The organism is Flavobacterium ginsenosidimutans (genome assembly GCF_003254625.1).
Classification (GTDB): domain Bacteria; phylum Bacteroidota; class Bacteroidia; order Flavobacteriales; family Flavobacteriaceae; genus Flavobacterium; species Flavobacterium ginsenosidimutans.
Genome location: NZ_QJRJ01000070.1, coordinates 145966 through 163549, shown reverse-complemented (window position 1 = coordinate 163549; position 17584 = coordinate 145966). Strand labels below are relative to the sequence as shown.

General features: G+C 31.4%; 12 protein-coding genes. 4 read left to right on the top strand and 8 right to left on the bottom strand.

Annotated elements, in window-relative coordinates; translation table 11 throughout:
- Positions 1-332 precede the first annotated feature (332 nt).
- From DM444_RS05540 to yiaA, 5 genes are all read right to left on the bottom strand, one after another.
- Entirely contained in the window at positions 333-6758 is a 6426-nt protein-coding gene (locus DM444_RS05540; RefSeq protein ID WP_111284781.1) for an RHS repeat-associated core domain-containing protein, read from the bottom strand.
- 3 nt (positions 6759-6761) lie between these two features.
- Positions 6762-7211 (bottom strand): T9SS type A sorting domain-containing protein, encoded by a 450-nt coding sequence (locus DM444_RS05535; protein ID WP_111284779.1) that lies wholly within the window; start codon positions 7209-7211, stop codon positions 6762-6764.
- 1024 nt (positions 7212-8235) lie between these two features.
- Positions 8236-8883: a hypothetical protein gene (locus DM444_RS05530; RefSeq protein ID WP_111284777.1), complete on the bottom strand. Its 648-nt coding sequence runs from the start codon at positions 8881-8883 to the stop codon at positions 8236-8238.
- Between the two features lie 79 nt (positions 8884-8962).
- Positions 8963-9340, bottom strand: coding sequence for a DUF4440 domain-containing protein (locus tag DM444_RS05525; RefSeq protein ID WP_111284775.1), 378 nt, complete (start codon positions 9338-9340; stop codon positions 8963-8965).
- Between the two features lie 235 nt (positions 9341-9575).
- Positions 9576-10046 (bottom strand): inner membrane protein YiaA, encoded by a 471-nt coding sequence (gene yiaA, locus DM444_RS05520; RefSeq protein WP_111284774.1) that lies wholly within the window; start codon positions 10044-10046, stop codon positions 9576-9578.
- Positions 10047-10172: 126 nt separating this feature from the next.
- Here yiaA and DM444_RS05515 point away from each other — a divergent pair, with 126 nt between their 5' ends.
- Positions 10173-11693: a hypothetical protein gene (locus tag DM444_RS05515; protein ID WP_111284773.1), complete on the top strand. Its 1521-nt coding sequence runs from the start codon at positions 10173-10175 to the stop codon at positions 11691-11693.
- Positions 11694-11871: 178 nt separating this feature from the next.
- Positions 11872-13068 (top strand): outer membrane protein assembly factor BamB family protein, encoded by a 1197-nt coding sequence (locus DM444_RS05510; protein ID WP_111284772.1) that lies wholly within the window; start codon positions 11872-11874, stop codon positions 13066-13068.
- 54 nt (positions 13069-13122) lie between these two features.
- On the opposite strand, the gene DM444_RS05505 is transcribed toward DM444_RS05510, so the two are convergent.
- Positions 13123-13428: a hypothetical protein gene (locus tag DM444_RS05505; protein WP_111284771.1), complete on the bottom strand. Its 306-nt coding sequence runs from the start codon at positions 13426-13428 to the stop codon at positions 13123-13125.
- Positions 13429-13686: 258 nt separating this feature from the next.
- Positions 13687-14529, bottom strand: a complete 843-nt coding sequence (locus DM444_RS05500) for a leucine-rich repeat domain-containing protein (protein ID WP_111284770.1) — start codon at positions 14527-14529, stop codon at positions 13687-13689.
- Between the two features lie 178 nt (positions 14530-14707).
- Here DM444_RS05500 and DM444_RS05495 point away from each other — a divergent pair, with 178 nt between their 5' ends.
- Positions 14708-15196, top strand: coding sequence for a DUF1761 domain-containing protein (locus DM444_RS05495; RefSeq protein ID WP_111284769.1), 489 nt, complete (start codon positions 14708-14710; stop codon positions 15194-15196).
- A 119-nt stretch (positions 15197-15315) separates the two neighbouring features.
- Positions 15316-16461: a GNAT family N-acetyltransferase gene (locus DM444_RS05490; protein WP_111284768.1), complete on the top strand. Its 1146-nt coding sequence runs from the start codon at positions 15316-15318 to the stop codon at positions 16459-16461.
- Between the two features lie 192 nt (positions 16462-16653).
- On the opposite strand, the gene DM444_RS05485 is transcribed toward DM444_RS05490, so the two are convergent.
- Positions 16654-17523 carry a diacylglycerol/lipid kinase family protein gene (locus tag DM444_RS05485; RefSeq protein ID WP_111284818.1) on the bottom strand — a complete coding sequence of 290 codons (870 nt, stop codon included), beginning with the start codon at positions 17521-17523 and terminating at the stop codon, positions 16654-16656.
- Positions 17524-17584 lie beyond the last annotated feature (61 nt).

The window sequence follows — 17584 nt, the reverse complement described above, 5'->3', positions numbered from 1 at the left end:
TTAAAATTTAAATTAGAAAGAATATTGTTCTTCTTGAAAGCGTTTTCCAAAATATTTTTATTGTTTCGTTTTATCAAATTAAGAATAGGTATAGCCAAACTAAAAAGTAAAAGAATGAAAAATCCAAATCCATTTATTACCTTATCGAGCCAGAAACGATTATAGCATTTAACAATAATATTAATAAATATAAATAGTGAAATCATAATTATCCACTGATGCTTTAAAGATTCTTTTTTATGTATTAAGAAATAAATTACACTGTTAAGAATGATAAAGAAGAATACAAAAAATGTCATAATTGTTTATTGAATGTTTAATTTTTAACTCTTTTATTCAAGGAAAAAGTAGTACCAAGCTCGCACTGGAAGTGCTACTTTTATTCCTGCTAACTCTCCTAAGCCAAATCCAGCATGTTCTAAGCCTGATACATGAAGGACACCGGTTTGATTGTTCCAATGGGCATCTATTTCACCTCCTGCATGAGCTGAAGCAAATGACCCGCCCACCGTATAACCAAATGTTGCTCCTAATATTTTTGCCTCTCCCGTTATATCTCCCTTAGCAGCGTAAGCACCAAGATCAAATCCTGAATTTATACCATATTTTCCATCTTTACCAAGTAAAGTTGAACCTTTTAAATTTGCTTCTGCAGAAAATATGGCTCCAGAAGCTGTAACTGTTTGCTTTAGTATTTCGTTTCCGTAACCTATACTTGCAGTTCCTTCAACACCAGTAACTTTTGCCCTAAGATCTAAATATCCTTGGCCGGAATAGTTGCCGAAATCTGCTTTAAATCCAGAAACATCAAAATTGGCACTCAATCCTCCTTGATTTTCATAATTCCCCCCAAAATTATAACCGCTTAAACCCCAAGTGTTATCGGTTGAATATGCTGTTAAACCTGTTCCATAAAAACCATTTTTAGCAGAAGCAGGAGTACTTGCAGGAATAAGGACTTCATTTAATGCAATAGCATTAAATATATCAGAAGCTCCATTCTGTCCAATCCATGTTTGGAGTTCTTTGTTATAAATCCATCTTCCATACCTATCGAGCCATTCAGTACCATCTATATAATCATAACCTAATTCAGGATCATCATCATCATAATTCTCTCCTGTTGGATCTGTATAACTTGTTGGGTTATTAAGACAATAGGCATATCGATTAAAATTCTGAGTATTAGCTGGATTTTGAACATTATTGTCCGGTTGTAAGAAACGATGAAGTTTATTATCATACAGTCGGCCATTCATGTTAATTAAGCCCACAGTCTGCAAATGTTCATGCCCAGTATACCCTCTGTCTAAGACTGTCAGAGCTGCTAAAGCATTACCTACCCCGTCCTGAACTTTTATTATTTCTCCCCAAGCATCAAAAAGGCGTTTTTCGACTACTGCACCCGCTTGATTTGTAATGGCTAATATTGATCCTTGATAATCTCGGTGCAAATATAAGTAATTAGGTACAGAGCCATTACTTTTAACCAACAAAGGTGCCGTATATGGATTCCCGCCAATGTAGGTTACAAATTCTAAAGCACCGTTAGTAATATCCTGTTTTATTTCCATATTACCGAAGGCTGAATAATATTTTCTATATTTCCTCAGTAATCGATCACTTTGTGTACCACCTAAAAACATTACACTTCTGGCATTATTATCATTGTAGAGGAAACTTACTTTATCAATTCCTAATTCATCAATCAGTATAGGGCTTTTGAAAGCATTATAAGTTATGTTTTGCGTTTGTCTGCCTTGATAGTAAATTAAAGCTTCAGGTGTCAAAGTAACTGACGTGTTTCTATACAATTTTTGTGGGTCTACATCCAAGTAATTATAATCGCCTATTGCATTTTTAAGTATTTTTCCACGATTATCATAATCCTGTTTGATTTTAACCGGTTTTGTTCCTACAACATTATCAATTATAAAAACGTTTAGTCCAGAGGTAGTGGCTTTCTCTATCTTTAAAATTATGGTTGTATTTTGCGTAACTGTATGGGTAAAAGAGATTAGTCCTGAAGAAGTGTTTAAGGCTGTTTTCAAATATTTAACAATTACTCCTGTACTGGGGTCTTGCTCTTGTATGTAAACATTTAAGACATCAGAACCCAATACCTTTTGCAGATTAAAACTTAAAGATATTTTATCACCTATCGATGCACCAATAGCCAATGTATTTTTAACTCCTGATCCCGCTGCTGTAGCTTGGGTAGATAATGCAGAACCTGAAACATTTGTAGTTGCCCCTCCATCAGAGGTAAAACCTTCGGTAGAACTTCCGCTATTAAAGTTATAGTTCATAAAGATATCATCCTTAGCTGTGGCGGTTAGCCTGTCTAATTCATCATAATCAAATGTCTCTTTAAGACCAAAAAAACTATTATTTCTATTTAATAAATTACCTCTTAAAGCATCGAAATTGGTTTCATGTTTCATTATATTAGTAGTACCTAAATCATGCTGCATTTTATTAACATATCCGTAACTGTCATATACATTAGACACTGAAATTCCATTTCCTAAGGTAGCACTTACAAGTTGCCCTCTAAGATTTGTCCCCTTATTTTCCCAAAGAATTTTGGTATTAGGATAATCTTTTATCTGCCATAAATAACCATTTTTATATGTCTTTTGAGTTTTTACTATACTACTGCTTCCTAATTGTGCAGTATCGGTTAATATATCTGGTCTCCCAAAGGAGTCAAACGTAATATTTTTTGTAAAAACTGAACCAATGGAATTTGTTTCTGTAACTTGGTTCAACCTTTTTTTATCATCATAGCTATACAATGTTGTTATTGTCATATTCGATATAGCATCAGTAAACTCAGATTTTGTTAATTGCTTATTGCTATCATAAGTATAAACAGTATTGCTATTGGTTTTGCCTGCTATTGGATCAGTAATTGTTTTACTATTCAATCTTCCAAGACTGCTTATATTATAACTTACTAATCCGTTGGGCGTTTCTTCTTTAATAACTTCATTGAAATCATTATATGTATATTTATAAATACCCGCTGAAGGGTCATTAAGCTGCGTTTTCCTTCCCCAACCATCTTGAATTAAGGTCGTTTTTACTCCACCATAATTAGATTCTTTTAAATTTCCATTAGCATAATAAGTATAATTCACAGTGCCTCCAGGTGTATCGGTCATAGAGACAACATTCCCAATTGCGTTCTTTGTAGTTGATTTTGATTTAACACCATCATTCTCAATTGTAGTTAGTCCATTGTAAGTAATATCAATTATTTTTCCAGTGTAAAGTTCTTTTTTTATTATTCTACCATACATATCATAAGTAAACCTATTAATATTTGACGATGATAAACCAGGCTCACTTATTATAGAAATTCTTCCAAAAGTATCATAAGTATAGTTTATACCGGTCATTACATCATTTAGATCATTTTCAAAAGAATAAAGCTTCAAACCTCTCGTATCAAATTGTTCTTCTGTACGTTTTCCATTATCACTAGTAGTCCTAATAAGTGACGTCAATCCATTATTTATATAACTTATTAAAGTATTCTTTTGAAGATAATCAGTTACTTTCACTTTTTTTAGCCATGAATCGTATTCATAAGACGTTTTTTGCCCTAATGCATTGGTTTCTGATTTTAAAGTCCCATTAGAATTGTATTCAGCTGAAGTAATTACCCCCTCCGGATCAGTTGTACTTATTAAAAACCTGCCTGTAGAATCGTAATTGTAATTACTGGTCCTAATATCTGTCCCCGCCGTTATCTTTTTCTGTGTAATATTCCCAAATCCATCATAAGAATTATCTTGGTAAACATAATTTGTAGTTGCATCACCTTTTTTCTTTACCTGAGAAAGAAGTTGGTTGGAATTGTACAAATAAGCCTCTTCACTTGATGTACTATTAACTCCCGGTAGTGATATGCTTTGTACTTTACCAGAAGGCCTACCCACAATGTAAGGCGATGAAGAAACAAGATTATAGGATATTGTATTAATTGATGTTTGAACAATAGTAGAGTTTTCTTTCGTATCTGTTGTTGTTTTTACTGGATTATTATATTGATCATAATCAATAGTAGTCTCATCATTAGTATTATACAAACTATTAGAGTTTTTAATACTAGCATTTTTCAGCTTAAACACCTTATTACTTTGTAATGCGTCAGAAAGGGAATTATAACTTAGAGTTGATTTTGAAATAAAAGTTGAAGGAGTTACACCTGTAGGGCTAACTATTCCTTTAACACTATAATTTTCAATGTTAGCCCCTCTTAAAGACATATCAAATTTGGAAATATTTGAAATTGCATTAGATAATAAATAGATCCCATCGGTTTTCATAGTTTCTTTAAAACCTAAAAATCCTAAGCCCTCTACATTACTCGTAGCTCCGTAATATGCAAAAATATTAGTAATGGAGCCATCTACACCTGACTCCGATATTTGAGACACCACTTTAAAATTGGGAGCTATAAGAATATTTAAATTGGGATACGTGTCAAGATTGATAACTGGCGTATAAATATTTGTATAAATATTTGATGAAGAATTTTGCTGAAGTGAGTTATATTTAATCTCGCTAAATCTACCATTGCCAAATTGAATCTTGTTCAATGTAGCATCGCTTTTAATATTTTTGGCAAATTGAAAATAATTGTAAGCACCTGCTCTTTTCGTTACAATTTCAAAACCGTAATTAGGATTGGCTGATTCATAAAACAGAGGAAAAGATTGAGTTTCTGCGCCAAGATAATAAGAGGCATATACAAAACTTTTTTCTATAGCAGATTCAAATCCCTGTCCGTTACTCTTAAAGATTCGAAAAAGAATAAATAATCCCTGTGAATTATAACTATTATATATTTCTACTATATCAGTTTTACCATCATTATCAACATCTTGTGCAGTCCTGCTACGTAAAGCATTTGTAGGGTAAAAATAGAGATTGTCTAATATTTTCTGAAACGTGTTCCCTGTTGACATAAATCTTACACCTTTGATTGTTGTTCCATCTGGGTTAAAAGCAAAAAAATCTGTTTTCTTATCTCCATTAAAATCTCCAATAATTACAGAGGCAGGAATTATTTCAGGACTAGAAAAATCATAAAGTACAATCAATTGATTATTATCACTTAAACTATAAACAATAACTCTTCCCTCATAGAAATGCAAAACATCTGTTTTACCATCCCCATTAACATCACCTGTTTCTATTCTATCTCCCGAAACTCCATTTTTATATATTGTTGAAACAAGACTGCCTAGATTATAACTGAAATTTGTTGTCTTGCGTCTATCAAGGTCAATAAAAAAAGCATTTTTATAATCCACACCATCCATATTGTTATCATCTTGCTGGAAGACCAATAAATCACTAAGACCATCTCCATTAAAATCTCCCCTTATATATTTTTTAGAACATTTTGATGGTATATCAGGCATAGCTGAAAAATTAGCCTGTTTCGAATATTGAAGTGTTATAGCATTGGCTGAAAGGGCATAAGTATTAAAAGAAACTGTCTGTGTACCTGACTGAGTTTGAACAACAGTAATTCCTTTTAAGGGAGAGATTTGATTATTTGCCGTCAACCAGGTTGTAACCACTATATCATCAAAAGCACCACAATTTACCTGCCAGTTTTTACTTAAGGCTTGCGAGTCAAGATTGGTGCAAACCCAAAATTTATTTTTAAAATTTACTGAAGTTGAGTCATTTGAATATGGAACAATATCTGTCCTTCCATTTCCATCAAAATCACCCGTGATTGTGTAAGTATCTGCCAATACATTAGATGGTATTAATGATGTTGACGGTGTGTATATTATATTGTCCGCTGTAGTATCATAAGTAAATATTACAGGATTATAGCTTTTAGTCTTATCACCATTTTTTTCTGTGATACTAATTAATCTCTCATACCTATTTGAAATTAAGTCATGTTCTAACAAATAGTTTCTGAAACCAGAAGTACTACTTAAAACATTAATCTCACTTAAAATATTACTTCTAATTATAGTCTCCCCTCCAATATACATCTGATCTTGCTTTGTTCTATTTTTATAGACAAACTTAATTTCATTGATTGGAAGTCCTGTTGTTATAGCTCCATACTTTATGGAAGTAACATTAAGAGTATTACCAGTTGATGAATAAGCATAACTTATGCGGACTCCTTGGGGATTATCCCAATTTGTAACAGACCAGCTTGCAATAGACCTAGAATCTAAAGAATTTCCATAATATGCTTTTGATCCATCTGGATATTCAACTAAAAAATAAGCGGGTCCATATTTTGCACCACTCGGATGAGTGCCGTAAGAAGTGACCTTAACATTTGAATAATTTTCAGTTTCATAAACGGTGCCATTTGCACCGTAAATACCAGTAGTCCCATTTTTAACAATTAATCTTTGGCCATCTATAGCAAATCGATCCAAATTATCAAAGTCAATTGGATCAATTATCCCATCATGAAATTTTGTCGCCGAAATTCTTGTAATTGAAGAAACTCCCGCTATATTCCAACCATATCCTGCAATTCCAATTCCTCCTTGGCTATTATATGATAAACTAATTTTTGGTATTACCCCATTTATTCCAGGAGGCACTTCAATTGGTACGGTATAATTAGCAGCACCTGTTAAAGAAACCGATAAATTACCTGAAGTTTTTCCAACTTCTGTAGAAGATCCTGTAGGACTTTGTGCCGTAACTGATAAATTAAGAAATATAAATATAAATGTAAAGTAAAGGTTCTTCATAAATTAGTTTTTAATAATTTTGATAGATTTTTGTTCTCCATTATTATACTTAAGAAGTACAATATAAAAACCTGTTGAATATTGTTGAAAAGGTATATTTTGAGTATCAGTATCTGAGGGAATCTGATATTGCTTTAATACTTCACCTGTTACAGAGATAATATTTATTGAACTAACATAGTTATCTGAAGAAAGTAACCATTTAAGAAATAATTCTTCTTTTACAGGATTAGGATAATATGAAATAGCATCTTCAGGATAGAATTTTTCCATATCTTCTTCTACGAGAGCTTCAATTTCTTTAATTTCTTTTGCGGGCTTTCCCGTACAGCCACTTATACATAAAGCTCGAATAATTTGATTGCCCGCAGCATCATATGTAAAATTTATTTTCTGCTGCGCATTACATATAGTAAATACAAAGAAGATTATAACTGTAAATATTTTTTTCATAATATAATTATTATTAAAAGTTTAAACACAAAAAGGAGGATATGGTCAATTTGACCGCAAGATTAATTATAAAAAAATTAATTAACAATTTATTTGAAGGAAAAAACACAAAAAAAATATTTTTTTTTGTGTTGAAATTACTTAATCATAACTAGTTTAAGATTCGCATTTTTATCTATTTTTTTAAGAAAAGGTCCCAGACTATGCCTAATATGATGAAATGCTTATTTCTAAGGCACTTTTTTTAGAATAAAGTGTGCAAATGACTGTAAAACAATTCTAAAAGTTTTAATTCTTTAGTATTCTTTTATATGCTTAATAATCCGCTCCAAAATTTTAATGGCAATTTCCTTATCGCTCTCCTCTGCAACATAAGATTTACTTCGCACCGAATCATATGAAAATTCAGCTTTATAAGAAGTTGAAAAATAAGGGAGGATAGTTTTAAAACTTCCTACATGCATCTTGCCTTTAATAATCGGGATTCATCGCCAGCTCGAAGAATAAGAGCCAACTGATCTGCCTATAAAATACATTTGAGTTTATTGAGAATAGCAACAGGTTTAGGTTCTTTTTAAACTTTTGAAATAATCTCGCATGCAATTGGCAATTCAATTTATCTTTCTGCATATCTAAAGCAAAGCAATTAGTCATCCATGGATAATATTACTTAATATAAAGAATATACATATGACAACACCACTATTTAAAATTTCGTTAGAGAAAATGGTAGAAATTAAAGAATTTATTTAATCTGAGATGCCGAAAAAAATTTTAGCTGTTGAGACAATTATTAACACATCATTAGAGCAAGACAATGATAGGTAAATTACAAGATAATGGATATACATTTTTAAGTAAAGTACTTGAAAATTGAAATCAACATGCAATTGCAAAAATCGCATAAAAATCTTTAAAAAATTGGTTAGATAATTGAATGCTTCCCGCTACAAGATAAAAGCTTCAGAGAAATCTGGAGCTTTTTTTTATTTTCTACGTGTTCTTGAGCGAGGCCGTTCGTTTCTTATATTTTTTGTCTTCGCGATTTAATTTCTACAAAATCTTCATATTTGGTAAAATACTCTAAGCCTAAAATTAAAAGGATCGAGCTTGCATTATATACTTTCTGCATGATAACGGCTAAACCCAAATAACCAAACCCAAATAGGAAAAAGAAACAGTAAAAAGTCAATAAGCAGATAATACAGCAAAATTTAAGCAAATGAAGCTTTGACTTTAAAATAAATATAGTAATGGTAAATAAACCAAACAATGTTAAAATGATCGATATTGTCCCTAAGTCATGTAAGGGAGTTGCAATTAAAAAAATAAACAATACATTGGCAAATCCTATAAATTTTAAAATACTACTCCATTGCCCTGAATCGATTTTTTTAGACATATTGATAAAAAAGACTCCATAACCAATAGACTGGAATGCCATTCCAATAATTGCCCAAATCCTGCCAGGATTTTCTGACCCATTTATAGCTTTTTCCGCAAACAAGTTGCTTATGAAATTTTTTGACCAACTAAATCCTATAGAGTTTTTGTCCAGCAATGATCCACCTGGGTAAAATAAGGTTGCTATTGCTATCAAAATCACGGAAATGACCAAACATATCAAAACCGAATATTTAATAACTATTTGCTTAATTGTTAAACTTTCCATTTATTAACTCAAGATTCATTATTTAAGCTTCAGATTACTCCAAAGCTTTTTTATTTTCTAAACTATTCCCTCTATACAACTATTTTTTTTCGAGTTCTGTTTCCGTATGCATCACACATGCCCATTTGTTATTTTCTTTAATCCAAGTGGATGTGCAGACACATTTTATAGGTTCTTTTAGATTTTGATCTAATATTTCAAAATCAAGACCATATCCGATTACGGCAGTATTTTCGGCAATTAGCTTTTCTTTTACATCATAAATGTTCAGCACTTTTATTTTATTGGTCTGCCCAGAGTCGAACATATTTTTGAAATCAGTCTCGCTGACACTTTGAATACCATTTTTTCCGGCAACTATACAAGGAAACAGTGTCAAGTTTTTTACCGTTTCATAATCATGATTTTCAACTCCGTGCCAGTATTTTTTCTCCAGTTCTATAATCTGTGTTTCCATACTATCTTGTTGTTAATTAGACATTTCACAAATTTCAAAATTAATATTGAAATAAAGCTGCTTATTTAACATAGATTTAATTTTTCGCAAAAAAAATTTCTTGATCATTGTCCACAAATAGTTTGGAATTTTGATAAATGAAAAAACACCACTTTTTAGAAATGGTGTTTTTAAATCAAGTTTAGAAAACCTCAAAACTGCGCAATTCTGCAACAGTAATGAGGCCCGCTAAAAACTATATTGTAGTCGATTCAAATTGCTTAAGATCTCTGGTGTTTTTTTGTACAGCAAGTGCAGAAAACAATCCTAACACAAATGACATTCCGAAAAATCCTTTTTCGCTTAGAAGTAAATCGGCATTCCAAAGACCAATTATTAATAATACGATCGAAGCAATCGTACTAAACCAACTTATACTATAATACAAATCGGTTACGGGAATACCTTCTAGTCTATCTCTTACACTTTTTTGAACTGATATTACTGAGAAAAGTCCAAAAAGAAGAATGGTAAAATAATATCCTTTTTCATTGTAAGCCATTGCCGAATTATAAAGACCAATACAATATGCGGTCATACCTATAATTAACGTCATCCAGGATGCACCAACGAAAGCGGTGCTTGGCTTTAAAGGATAAGCATTGTTTAATCTTGCATTTTTTGATTCTGAATTGTTGTTTGATTCATTTGATTTTAGCGGTTCCATAATTTTATGTTTTATAATTATGAAGCAAATGTCCGAATGAAATAGAAGTTGTAAAAGTCAATTTATTTACAAAACTGACGATATAAAAATACATTTTACTATTTTTATCCTGATAAAATCGCACTTATGAATGCACTTCAAGAAATAGCAAATATGATGAATGAAACTGAAAAAAAGGCATTCATACATTATCTATCAAAAAAGAACAAACGAAAAGATACAGGAAATATAGAATTATTCAATTCTTTAAAAACTGACGATATAAAAATTACAAAAAATATTACAAAAGATAAAAAAAGCGCTGATGCGTATCATGCGCTAAGAAAAAGACTTTACGACAACATGATTGATTTCATGGCTAATCGAAGTTTTGAAAATGATACTTCGCAAGAAAATGCAGTACTTCGTCTTATTGTAGTAAGCCGTTTATTCTTTGAACATAAATTGACAAAAACAGCTTTCAAATGTCTGGCAAAAGCCGAAGAGATTGCATTAAGCATAGAACATTTTAGTCTTCTTAACGAAATCTATCTGACTCAGATTCAATTTGCTCATTTCAATCTTTCGGAACCAATCGAAAAAATAATACAGAAGTTTAAATCGAACAAAAAAAAGCTCGAATATGAGGAACAGCTTAATTTAGGTTATGCTGTATTGCGTAGGGAACTTGCTGCTATTTATCACGAAGGCCGAATAGTCGATTTTCAGGCTCTCATAAAAAGCACTATTGAGACAAATGGAATATCATTAAAACAAGGATTGACTTTTAAATCACTGTATCAAATTTTATTTATTGCCAATGAATATGCTTCCATAAATAACAATTACGCGCTTATACAACCTTTTGTTCTCAAAAGTTATCGGTTCATTAGCAGGAAAAACGATTTGACGGATAGGCATTTATATTATCATATTTACATCTTGTATTTTATAGCTAATTTCTATTTTAGAAATGGCCAGTTTACTGAATCTTTGAGTTATCTTGATTTGATGTTTACAGAACTTCAGAAACAATCTGGCAAATATTATCAGCGTTTCTGCCTTCGCTATTTTTTATTATTGGCTTTCAATGAAAATTATCTTGGACATTCGCAAAAAGCAATAGAAATTGCTGAAAAAGCACTTTCTTCCAACAAAAAAGCAGATCCAAACGACAGCAATGACATTCGGCTTATGCTTATCGTTTTTTACATTCAGCAAAATGCTGGACGTAATGCCGTAAAAGAAATGGCAAAATTAAATCATACAGATAACTGGTACGAAAAAAAAATGGGAATGGATTGGACAATAAAAAAATGTCTTGTCGAGATTCTTTTACATGCACAGCAAGAAAACACAGAACTAGCATTATCTAGAATAAAAAGTTTTAAACGACGTTATAAAAAATATCTTTTAACGGTAGACGAAGAACGTGTTGTTCAATATCTTTTGTTTGCAGAACAATATGTTATGAAACCCGAAATTATACAAACTCAAAAGTTCCAAAAAGAAATAGAAGATTTTATAATCTCAGCACAAAACGGGCCTAAAGATATTTTTATTATGAGTTTCTTATCTTGGTTAGTTGCAAAAGTGAGGAGAAAAACGATCTATGAAACAACTCTAAATCTCCTTACAACATATTTTCCTGGCATGCATTCTTCATAACTCTCATCTATTTTTTTTCTATATTTGACACTTGCATCAGTTTCATTTTTTTTGATCGTAAAACATTAAAAAATAAAACACTTTGCTAATATTTAATCTATCTTTTTTACGTTAAATAGTTATATTTTTCAGCTCAAATAATTGCCTCAAATCACATTATAAAACCTAAATCTTAAAAATGAAAAGACAACTAATAACTTTTTTACTTGTATTTGCTGTTCTAGATATGTTCGGACAGGTGCCTGCAGCTGCAAAACCAGATAAAACTGTTTCTAACACTAAGGCAGAAACAGTCGTTAACAAATCCCTTCGTCCGCTTAAAAAAGTTTCTTTAGATGAAGCGTCAATCTTAATTTATGATTATGATGGTTCTCTTTTTTCATACGATTTAGAATCTGAATCAATCGTCTGGACTGTAAAAGCAGCCGACTCTTTTACTGAAATGTGTGCCAATAAAGTAACAATAGCTGATGGTGTTGTATATGTTCCATTTATAAATGGCGAAATTCTAGCAGTAGACAATCAAACTGGAGATATTTTCTGGAAATCGAGATTAGGAAATGTTACCGATCAGATTGTTTTAAAAGATCAAACTCCAATTATACAAAATGGAAAATTGTATATAACGGCTCAAAATCAGAATCAAAGCAGTAATCTATATGCGCTTAATATAAAAGACGGAAGTTTAGCATGGAGCTACAAATTTGAAACTCCAACTAACGACATTCCGCCTTTGTTTTTTGGCAACAAAATTTTCACGCAAAGCGGAATGAATGTTTATAGTTTTGATGCAAATACAGGAAAAGTCCTTAACCAAAAAACCTTCGAGGAAGTAATGAGCGGACAACCTATAACTGATGGCGAAAATGTATTTATTACAAGCGAAAAAAACACGCTTTTTGCTCTAAGCCCTCAACTTGATGTTGTATGGCAATTTAAATTTGATGAAAATCAATACAATAGCAAGGAACGTATAGTTAGTAAAGACAAAAACATCTATTTTGCTACGCAAGGTTCAACAACTACTTCTATTTATGCTGTAGATTCAAAAACAGGAACTCAGTTGTGGAAAACCGATATTAATGGTGACAATATCGAATACATTACAAGAGAAAATGACAATCTTTGGGGATATACCCGTAAAAAGAAACTTTTTGAATTGGATTTATCAAATGGTGAAATCGCATATGAGTTAAAATTAACCACTTTGCCTGTTTCAAATATTGAATTTCCAAATGATGACAACTTATTGTATTACTATTGTGATGCAGGTTTAATTCAGTTTGATTTAAAGGAAAAAGACGAAAACGTATATTATATGCGAACTTCTCTAAAAGAAGATATTTATAGTGCTTATTTAAAAATAATCAGATAACAAAAAAGACCATTTTTTCAAATGGTCTTTTTTAATTTCATGTTTTGAGAAAAATTATGCTCTAAACAAAGCATATTTATTGTAATTGTACAAAACTTTATCGTAAGGAACATAAAGCGAAACGATCTTCTCAGTTGATTCATTGAATTTGATTCCGTTATGTTTTCTGAACAAGTAAATTTCTTTTAAACAATTAGAAAGACTTTGGTGAATTTCACTTGTAAAAGTTGGTACTTTTTTATCGCCAACCAAAAGATCAATTTGATAATTTGAACTACTTTTTGATAAGTTATTACCAATAATTCTGATGGTAAAGGTTGTTGGCTTTCCGTATTGTTCACCTTGATATTGTAGTGTCATAATTTTTGCTTATTAAGTGATTAGTAATAGGCGCTGATGACTCAGCTTTTGCTTTTTAAACGGATATTAAAGTTATAAAATTTTTAGACAAACATAACAAAATAAAGTCTAAATTAAATGTTATTTTTTGTGAAACGAAAGGTCTAGAAACCAGAAAACCGTAACGAATTACGGTTTTGGCAATTAACTAAATATATTTAATCAACTTGTTTAACGAGTGTAAAATTCATTCATAAGCATCGATTAATTTTGGGTAAACTATTGTAATTTATTTTCTTGGTTTATTTCTAATAAAAACGGATTTCCATTTTCGTCTATCATTGTCATATTCAAAGCATCTAACAATGCTGTTTTCTTTGAAACTTCTCCTGTAAATTTATTGTACGAAAGATTTAATTCGGACAGATTTACAAGTTTTTCAATTGCTTTCGGAACTCCGCCATTAAAATTATTGTCAAATAAGCTTAAATTCTGCAAAGCTGTAAAGTTACTTATTTCTTCTGTCAAACTTCCGCATAACTTATTATTGTTCAACAAAAGCACTTTTAAACCTGAAATCTTATAAATCGAAACAGGCAATTTTCCTTGAATTTCATTATTGAAAACGGCTAAGATTTCTAACTGATTTAATTTTCCAATTTCTGATGGAAGTTCTCCTGAAATTTTATTCGCAAAAAGCTCCAAATCTTTCAATTTACTCAATTGGCAAATCGAAGATGGAATCATTCCTGACAATCTGTTATCTGAAATATTAAGCGTTTCTAATTCTTTTAAATTAAAAACAGAAGAAGACAAATTCCCTTCAATTTTATTCTTTTCAAGATTTACGGTTTCTAAATTGACAAGATCAAAAAAAGCTTCAGGCAATTTTCCCTGCAAATTATTGTTGGCCAAATCCAATGCAATGACTTTTCCATTTTCAGCTCGAACACCGTACCAAGTTGAAACAGACAAACTTAAATCCCATTTCTTTTTCCACTGTGATCCATTTGTTGCATGATACAATTGTATGAGCGCCTCTTTTTCTTTGTCCGAAACAGTATCTGCCAGCACACTTAGCGAAAACAGAAATGTATAAAGAAAAATAACTAAAACTTTCATAATCGATTTTGCAACTTAATCTGTCGCCTAAATTATACATTTCGCAGATAAAATGCACTATCTCTCGGCAAAGTGTTGATAAAAAATTATCTTGAAAGATTTATACTACTTTTAATATTTCTAAATTCTATTTTATTTTTGATTACATTTGATCAACTAATTCTAAAAACCTCATATTATGGAAATTAACTTCGCTGCATTGTTTCTTGCCGCAATTGTAACATTGGTAACTGGCTTTATTTGGTACAACCCAAAAGTATTCGGAACGATCTGGATGAGAGAAAACAATTTCACTCAAGAAGAGTTACGAAAAGGAAACATGCTTAAAATCTTCGGATTAACGTACATTTTTTCTTTAATGATTACAATGACTTTAATGTCGTTAACCATTCATCAGTCTGGAGCAATCGGAATGGTTGGCGGACCGCCTTTGATCGAAAGCGCAAAACCTTCTTTTGCCGCTTTTATGGCAGATTACGGAATGGCATATAGAACTTTTAAACACGGAGCACTTCACGGATTTATGTCTGGATTATTTTTCGCATTTCCAATTATCGGAATCAATGGTTTGTTCGAAAGAAAATCTTGGAAATATATTTTCATTCATGCTGGATATTGGATGCTAACCTTAACTCTTATGGGCGGAATCATCTGCGGATTCGCTTAATAAAATTCATATATAAACCCGTTTGAAAACTAAATTTCAGGCGGGTTTTCTTAATAATAGCTTAAACCCCATAAGTTATTATAAATATTATCTAATTTTGAAGAAATTAGCTGACTCTTTTGAATACAACATATTCTTTCCAGATTTACAAAAGCGCTTCATTACTGCCTTTAGAATGGAACTCGCTGGCAACAAATAACATTTTTTTGACACGAGAATATCTCGAAGTACTGGAAAACTCTTGTCCAGTAAACATGACTTGTCATTTTATCGGTCTTTTTGAAGAAGAAAAACTAATTGGGATTGTTTTGACTCAATTCTTATTTGCTGAAAAACTCGAATCTTTCGGGGAGCGTGATAAATGCTTAAAAACTTCTGTACGTAATTTTGCTTTAAAGAATTTTGCTTCGCATGTTTTGTTTATTGGAAATAATATGCTTACAGGGCAAAATGCTTTTATTTTTGACAAAGACGTCAAAGAATCTAAAGCTGTCAAAATACTTCATAAAGCTATTAATCAGCTAAAAAAAGACTTAAAAGAAAGCGGAAAGAAAGTACACATTACGAGTATTAAAGATTTTACGGCAAAAGAAATCGAACCTCTTCAAGCTGAATTTAAAAACAATTATACGTTTTCTACCCAGCCAAATATGGTTTTCGAAATCAATGAAAACTGGAAATTAGAACAAGATTATATCGATGCTTTATCTAAAAAATATCGCGATCAATACAAACGTGCACGTAAAAAATCGGAAGGAATTGTAAAACAGCAAATGTCACTTTCTGACATTAAACAGTATGAAGATGTGATTTACGACTTGTATTTTCATGTTGCAAAAAATGCGCCTTTCAATACTTTTTTTCTAGCACGAAATCATTTTAGCTTTTTTAAAGAAATAATGGGAGAAAACTTTCTTCTTTATGGATATTTCTTAGACGAAAAATTAATTGGTTTCAATACTTTAATCAAAAATGGCGATGTCATGGATACTTATTTTCTTGGTTACGACGAAAGTGTTCAGCGCGAAAAAATGCTGTATTTAAATATGCTCTACGATATGATTGCTTATTCTATTAAGAAAGGTTTCAAAGAAATTGTTTTTGCCAGAACAGCTCTTGAAATTAAAAGTTCGGTTGGAGCAAAACCAGTTAAAATGTATGGTTTAATCACACATAGCAATGCTTTAATCAATCATAACATTTCGAGATTTTTCAATTATTTGGAACCAAAAACGGAATGGCAGGAGAGAAATCCGTTTAAATAAAAATGTGTCGCTCCGCTGGAGCTTTTATGATTTGTGAATCAAATATTTTCTACAAATATTTCGCTCCTAATGGAGCTTTCTATAGCTCTGGAAGAGCGACATATTTATAGAAAAATTAGCTATAAAACAAAAAGCTCCAGCGGAGCGACATAATTCAACACCAATATTTCTTCAATAAAGCATCAATCACAATCACGGAACAGCAATTTTCATTTGTTTATGCAAAATATCAATTTCTAAAGAAGTCTGTGCTCCGCAATATTCCCCATCAATTTGAAAATTAACGGGATAATCAGTTTTTATTTCAGCTTTATCTGTCGAAATAATCACAATATCATCTGAATCAATTGGCATATTTCCTGTGATAATTTTTCCAATTAAAAGCAAATCAAGGCTTTTTAAAATTACCAATTCAAACTTTCCATCATTCATAGAACCATTTGGATTTATAATTACACCCGTTCCATATTTCTGCGAATTGGCAATAACGATCATTCTTGCAATATGTTCCACTGTTTTATTATTTGCCGAAATAGTAGCTACAAAAGGTTCTTCAGATTCTTTGAGTGTTGTAAAAGCCTGCAATGCATATCCCCAGAAGCCACGAATATCGCTTTGCTCGTAATTCTTTACCAAATTGGCATTCAATCCAAGGTCGCTTAAATGGATGCTTTTTTTGCCGTTGATGCAAATCATATCCATTTCGATATAATGGTGCAAAAACGCTATTTTAAGGTTCTCCTCTATTCCTGGAGGAAGATTTAAGTCTACTGAAAGTCCGTTTGCTGATCCTGCAGGCAAAATCCCGATTACAACATCTTGATCTTCCATTGCCTCAGCTACCATCTTTATCGTTCCGTCGCCTCCAGCAACAATAATTCGTTCTGGCAGATATTCATCGTATAAATATTGTATCGCTCTTAAATCATTCTTTCCAGTTGTTTCATAAACTTCTAAATCGAAATGATTGGTTGTCGCAAATTCTTGAACAGCATCAATCAAATCAGATTTATCCAAGTCTCCAGAAATAGGATTTACAACAAACAGAATATTCTTTTTCAAAATTTTATTTTTAAAACCAATTAAAATTGAGTAAATTACAGTTACATAAATATACGTAATT

Bases quoted from the DNA above. Each gene is read 5' to 3' on its own strand.
- DM444_RS05495 (WP_111284769.1), top strand. From the start codon at position 14,708: ATGGAAATTAACTTCGCTGCATTGTTTCTTGCCGCAATTGTAACATTG.
- DM444_RS05540 (WP_111284781.1), bottom strand. From the start codon at position 6,758: ATGAAGAACCTTTACTTTACATTTATATTTATATTTCTTAATTTATCA.
- DM444_RS05530 (WP_111284777.1), bottom strand. From the start codon at position 8,883: ATGGAAAGTTTAACAATTAAGCAAATAGTTATTAAATATTCGGTTTTG.
- DM444_RS05500 (WP_111284770.1), bottom strand. From the start codon at position 14,529: ATGAAAGTTTTAGTTATTTTTCTTTATACATTTCTGTTTTCGCTAAGT.
- DM444_RS05535 (WP_111284779.1), bottom strand. From the start codon at position 7,211: ATGAAAAAAATATTTACAGTTATAATCTTCTTTGTATTTACTATATGT.
- yiaA (WP_111284774.1), bottom strand. From the start codon at position 10,046: ATGGAACCGCTAAAATCAAATGAATCAAACAACAATTCAGAATCAAAA.
- DM444_RS05515 (WP_111284773.1), top strand. From the start codon at position 10,173: ATGAATGCACTTCAAGAAATAGCAAATATGATGAATGAAACTGAAAAA.
- DM444_RS05505 (WP_111284771.1), bottom strand. From the start codon at position 13,428: ATGACACTACAATATCAAGGTGAACAATACGGAAAGCCAACAACCTTT.
- DM444_RS05510 (WP_111284772.1), top strand. From the start codon at position 11,872: ATGAAAAGACAACTAATAACTTTTTTACTTGTATTTGCTGTTCTAGAT.
- DM444_RS05525 (WP_111284775.1), bottom strand. From the start codon at position 9,340: ATGGAAACACAGATTATAGAACTGGAGAAAAAATACTGGCACGGAGTT.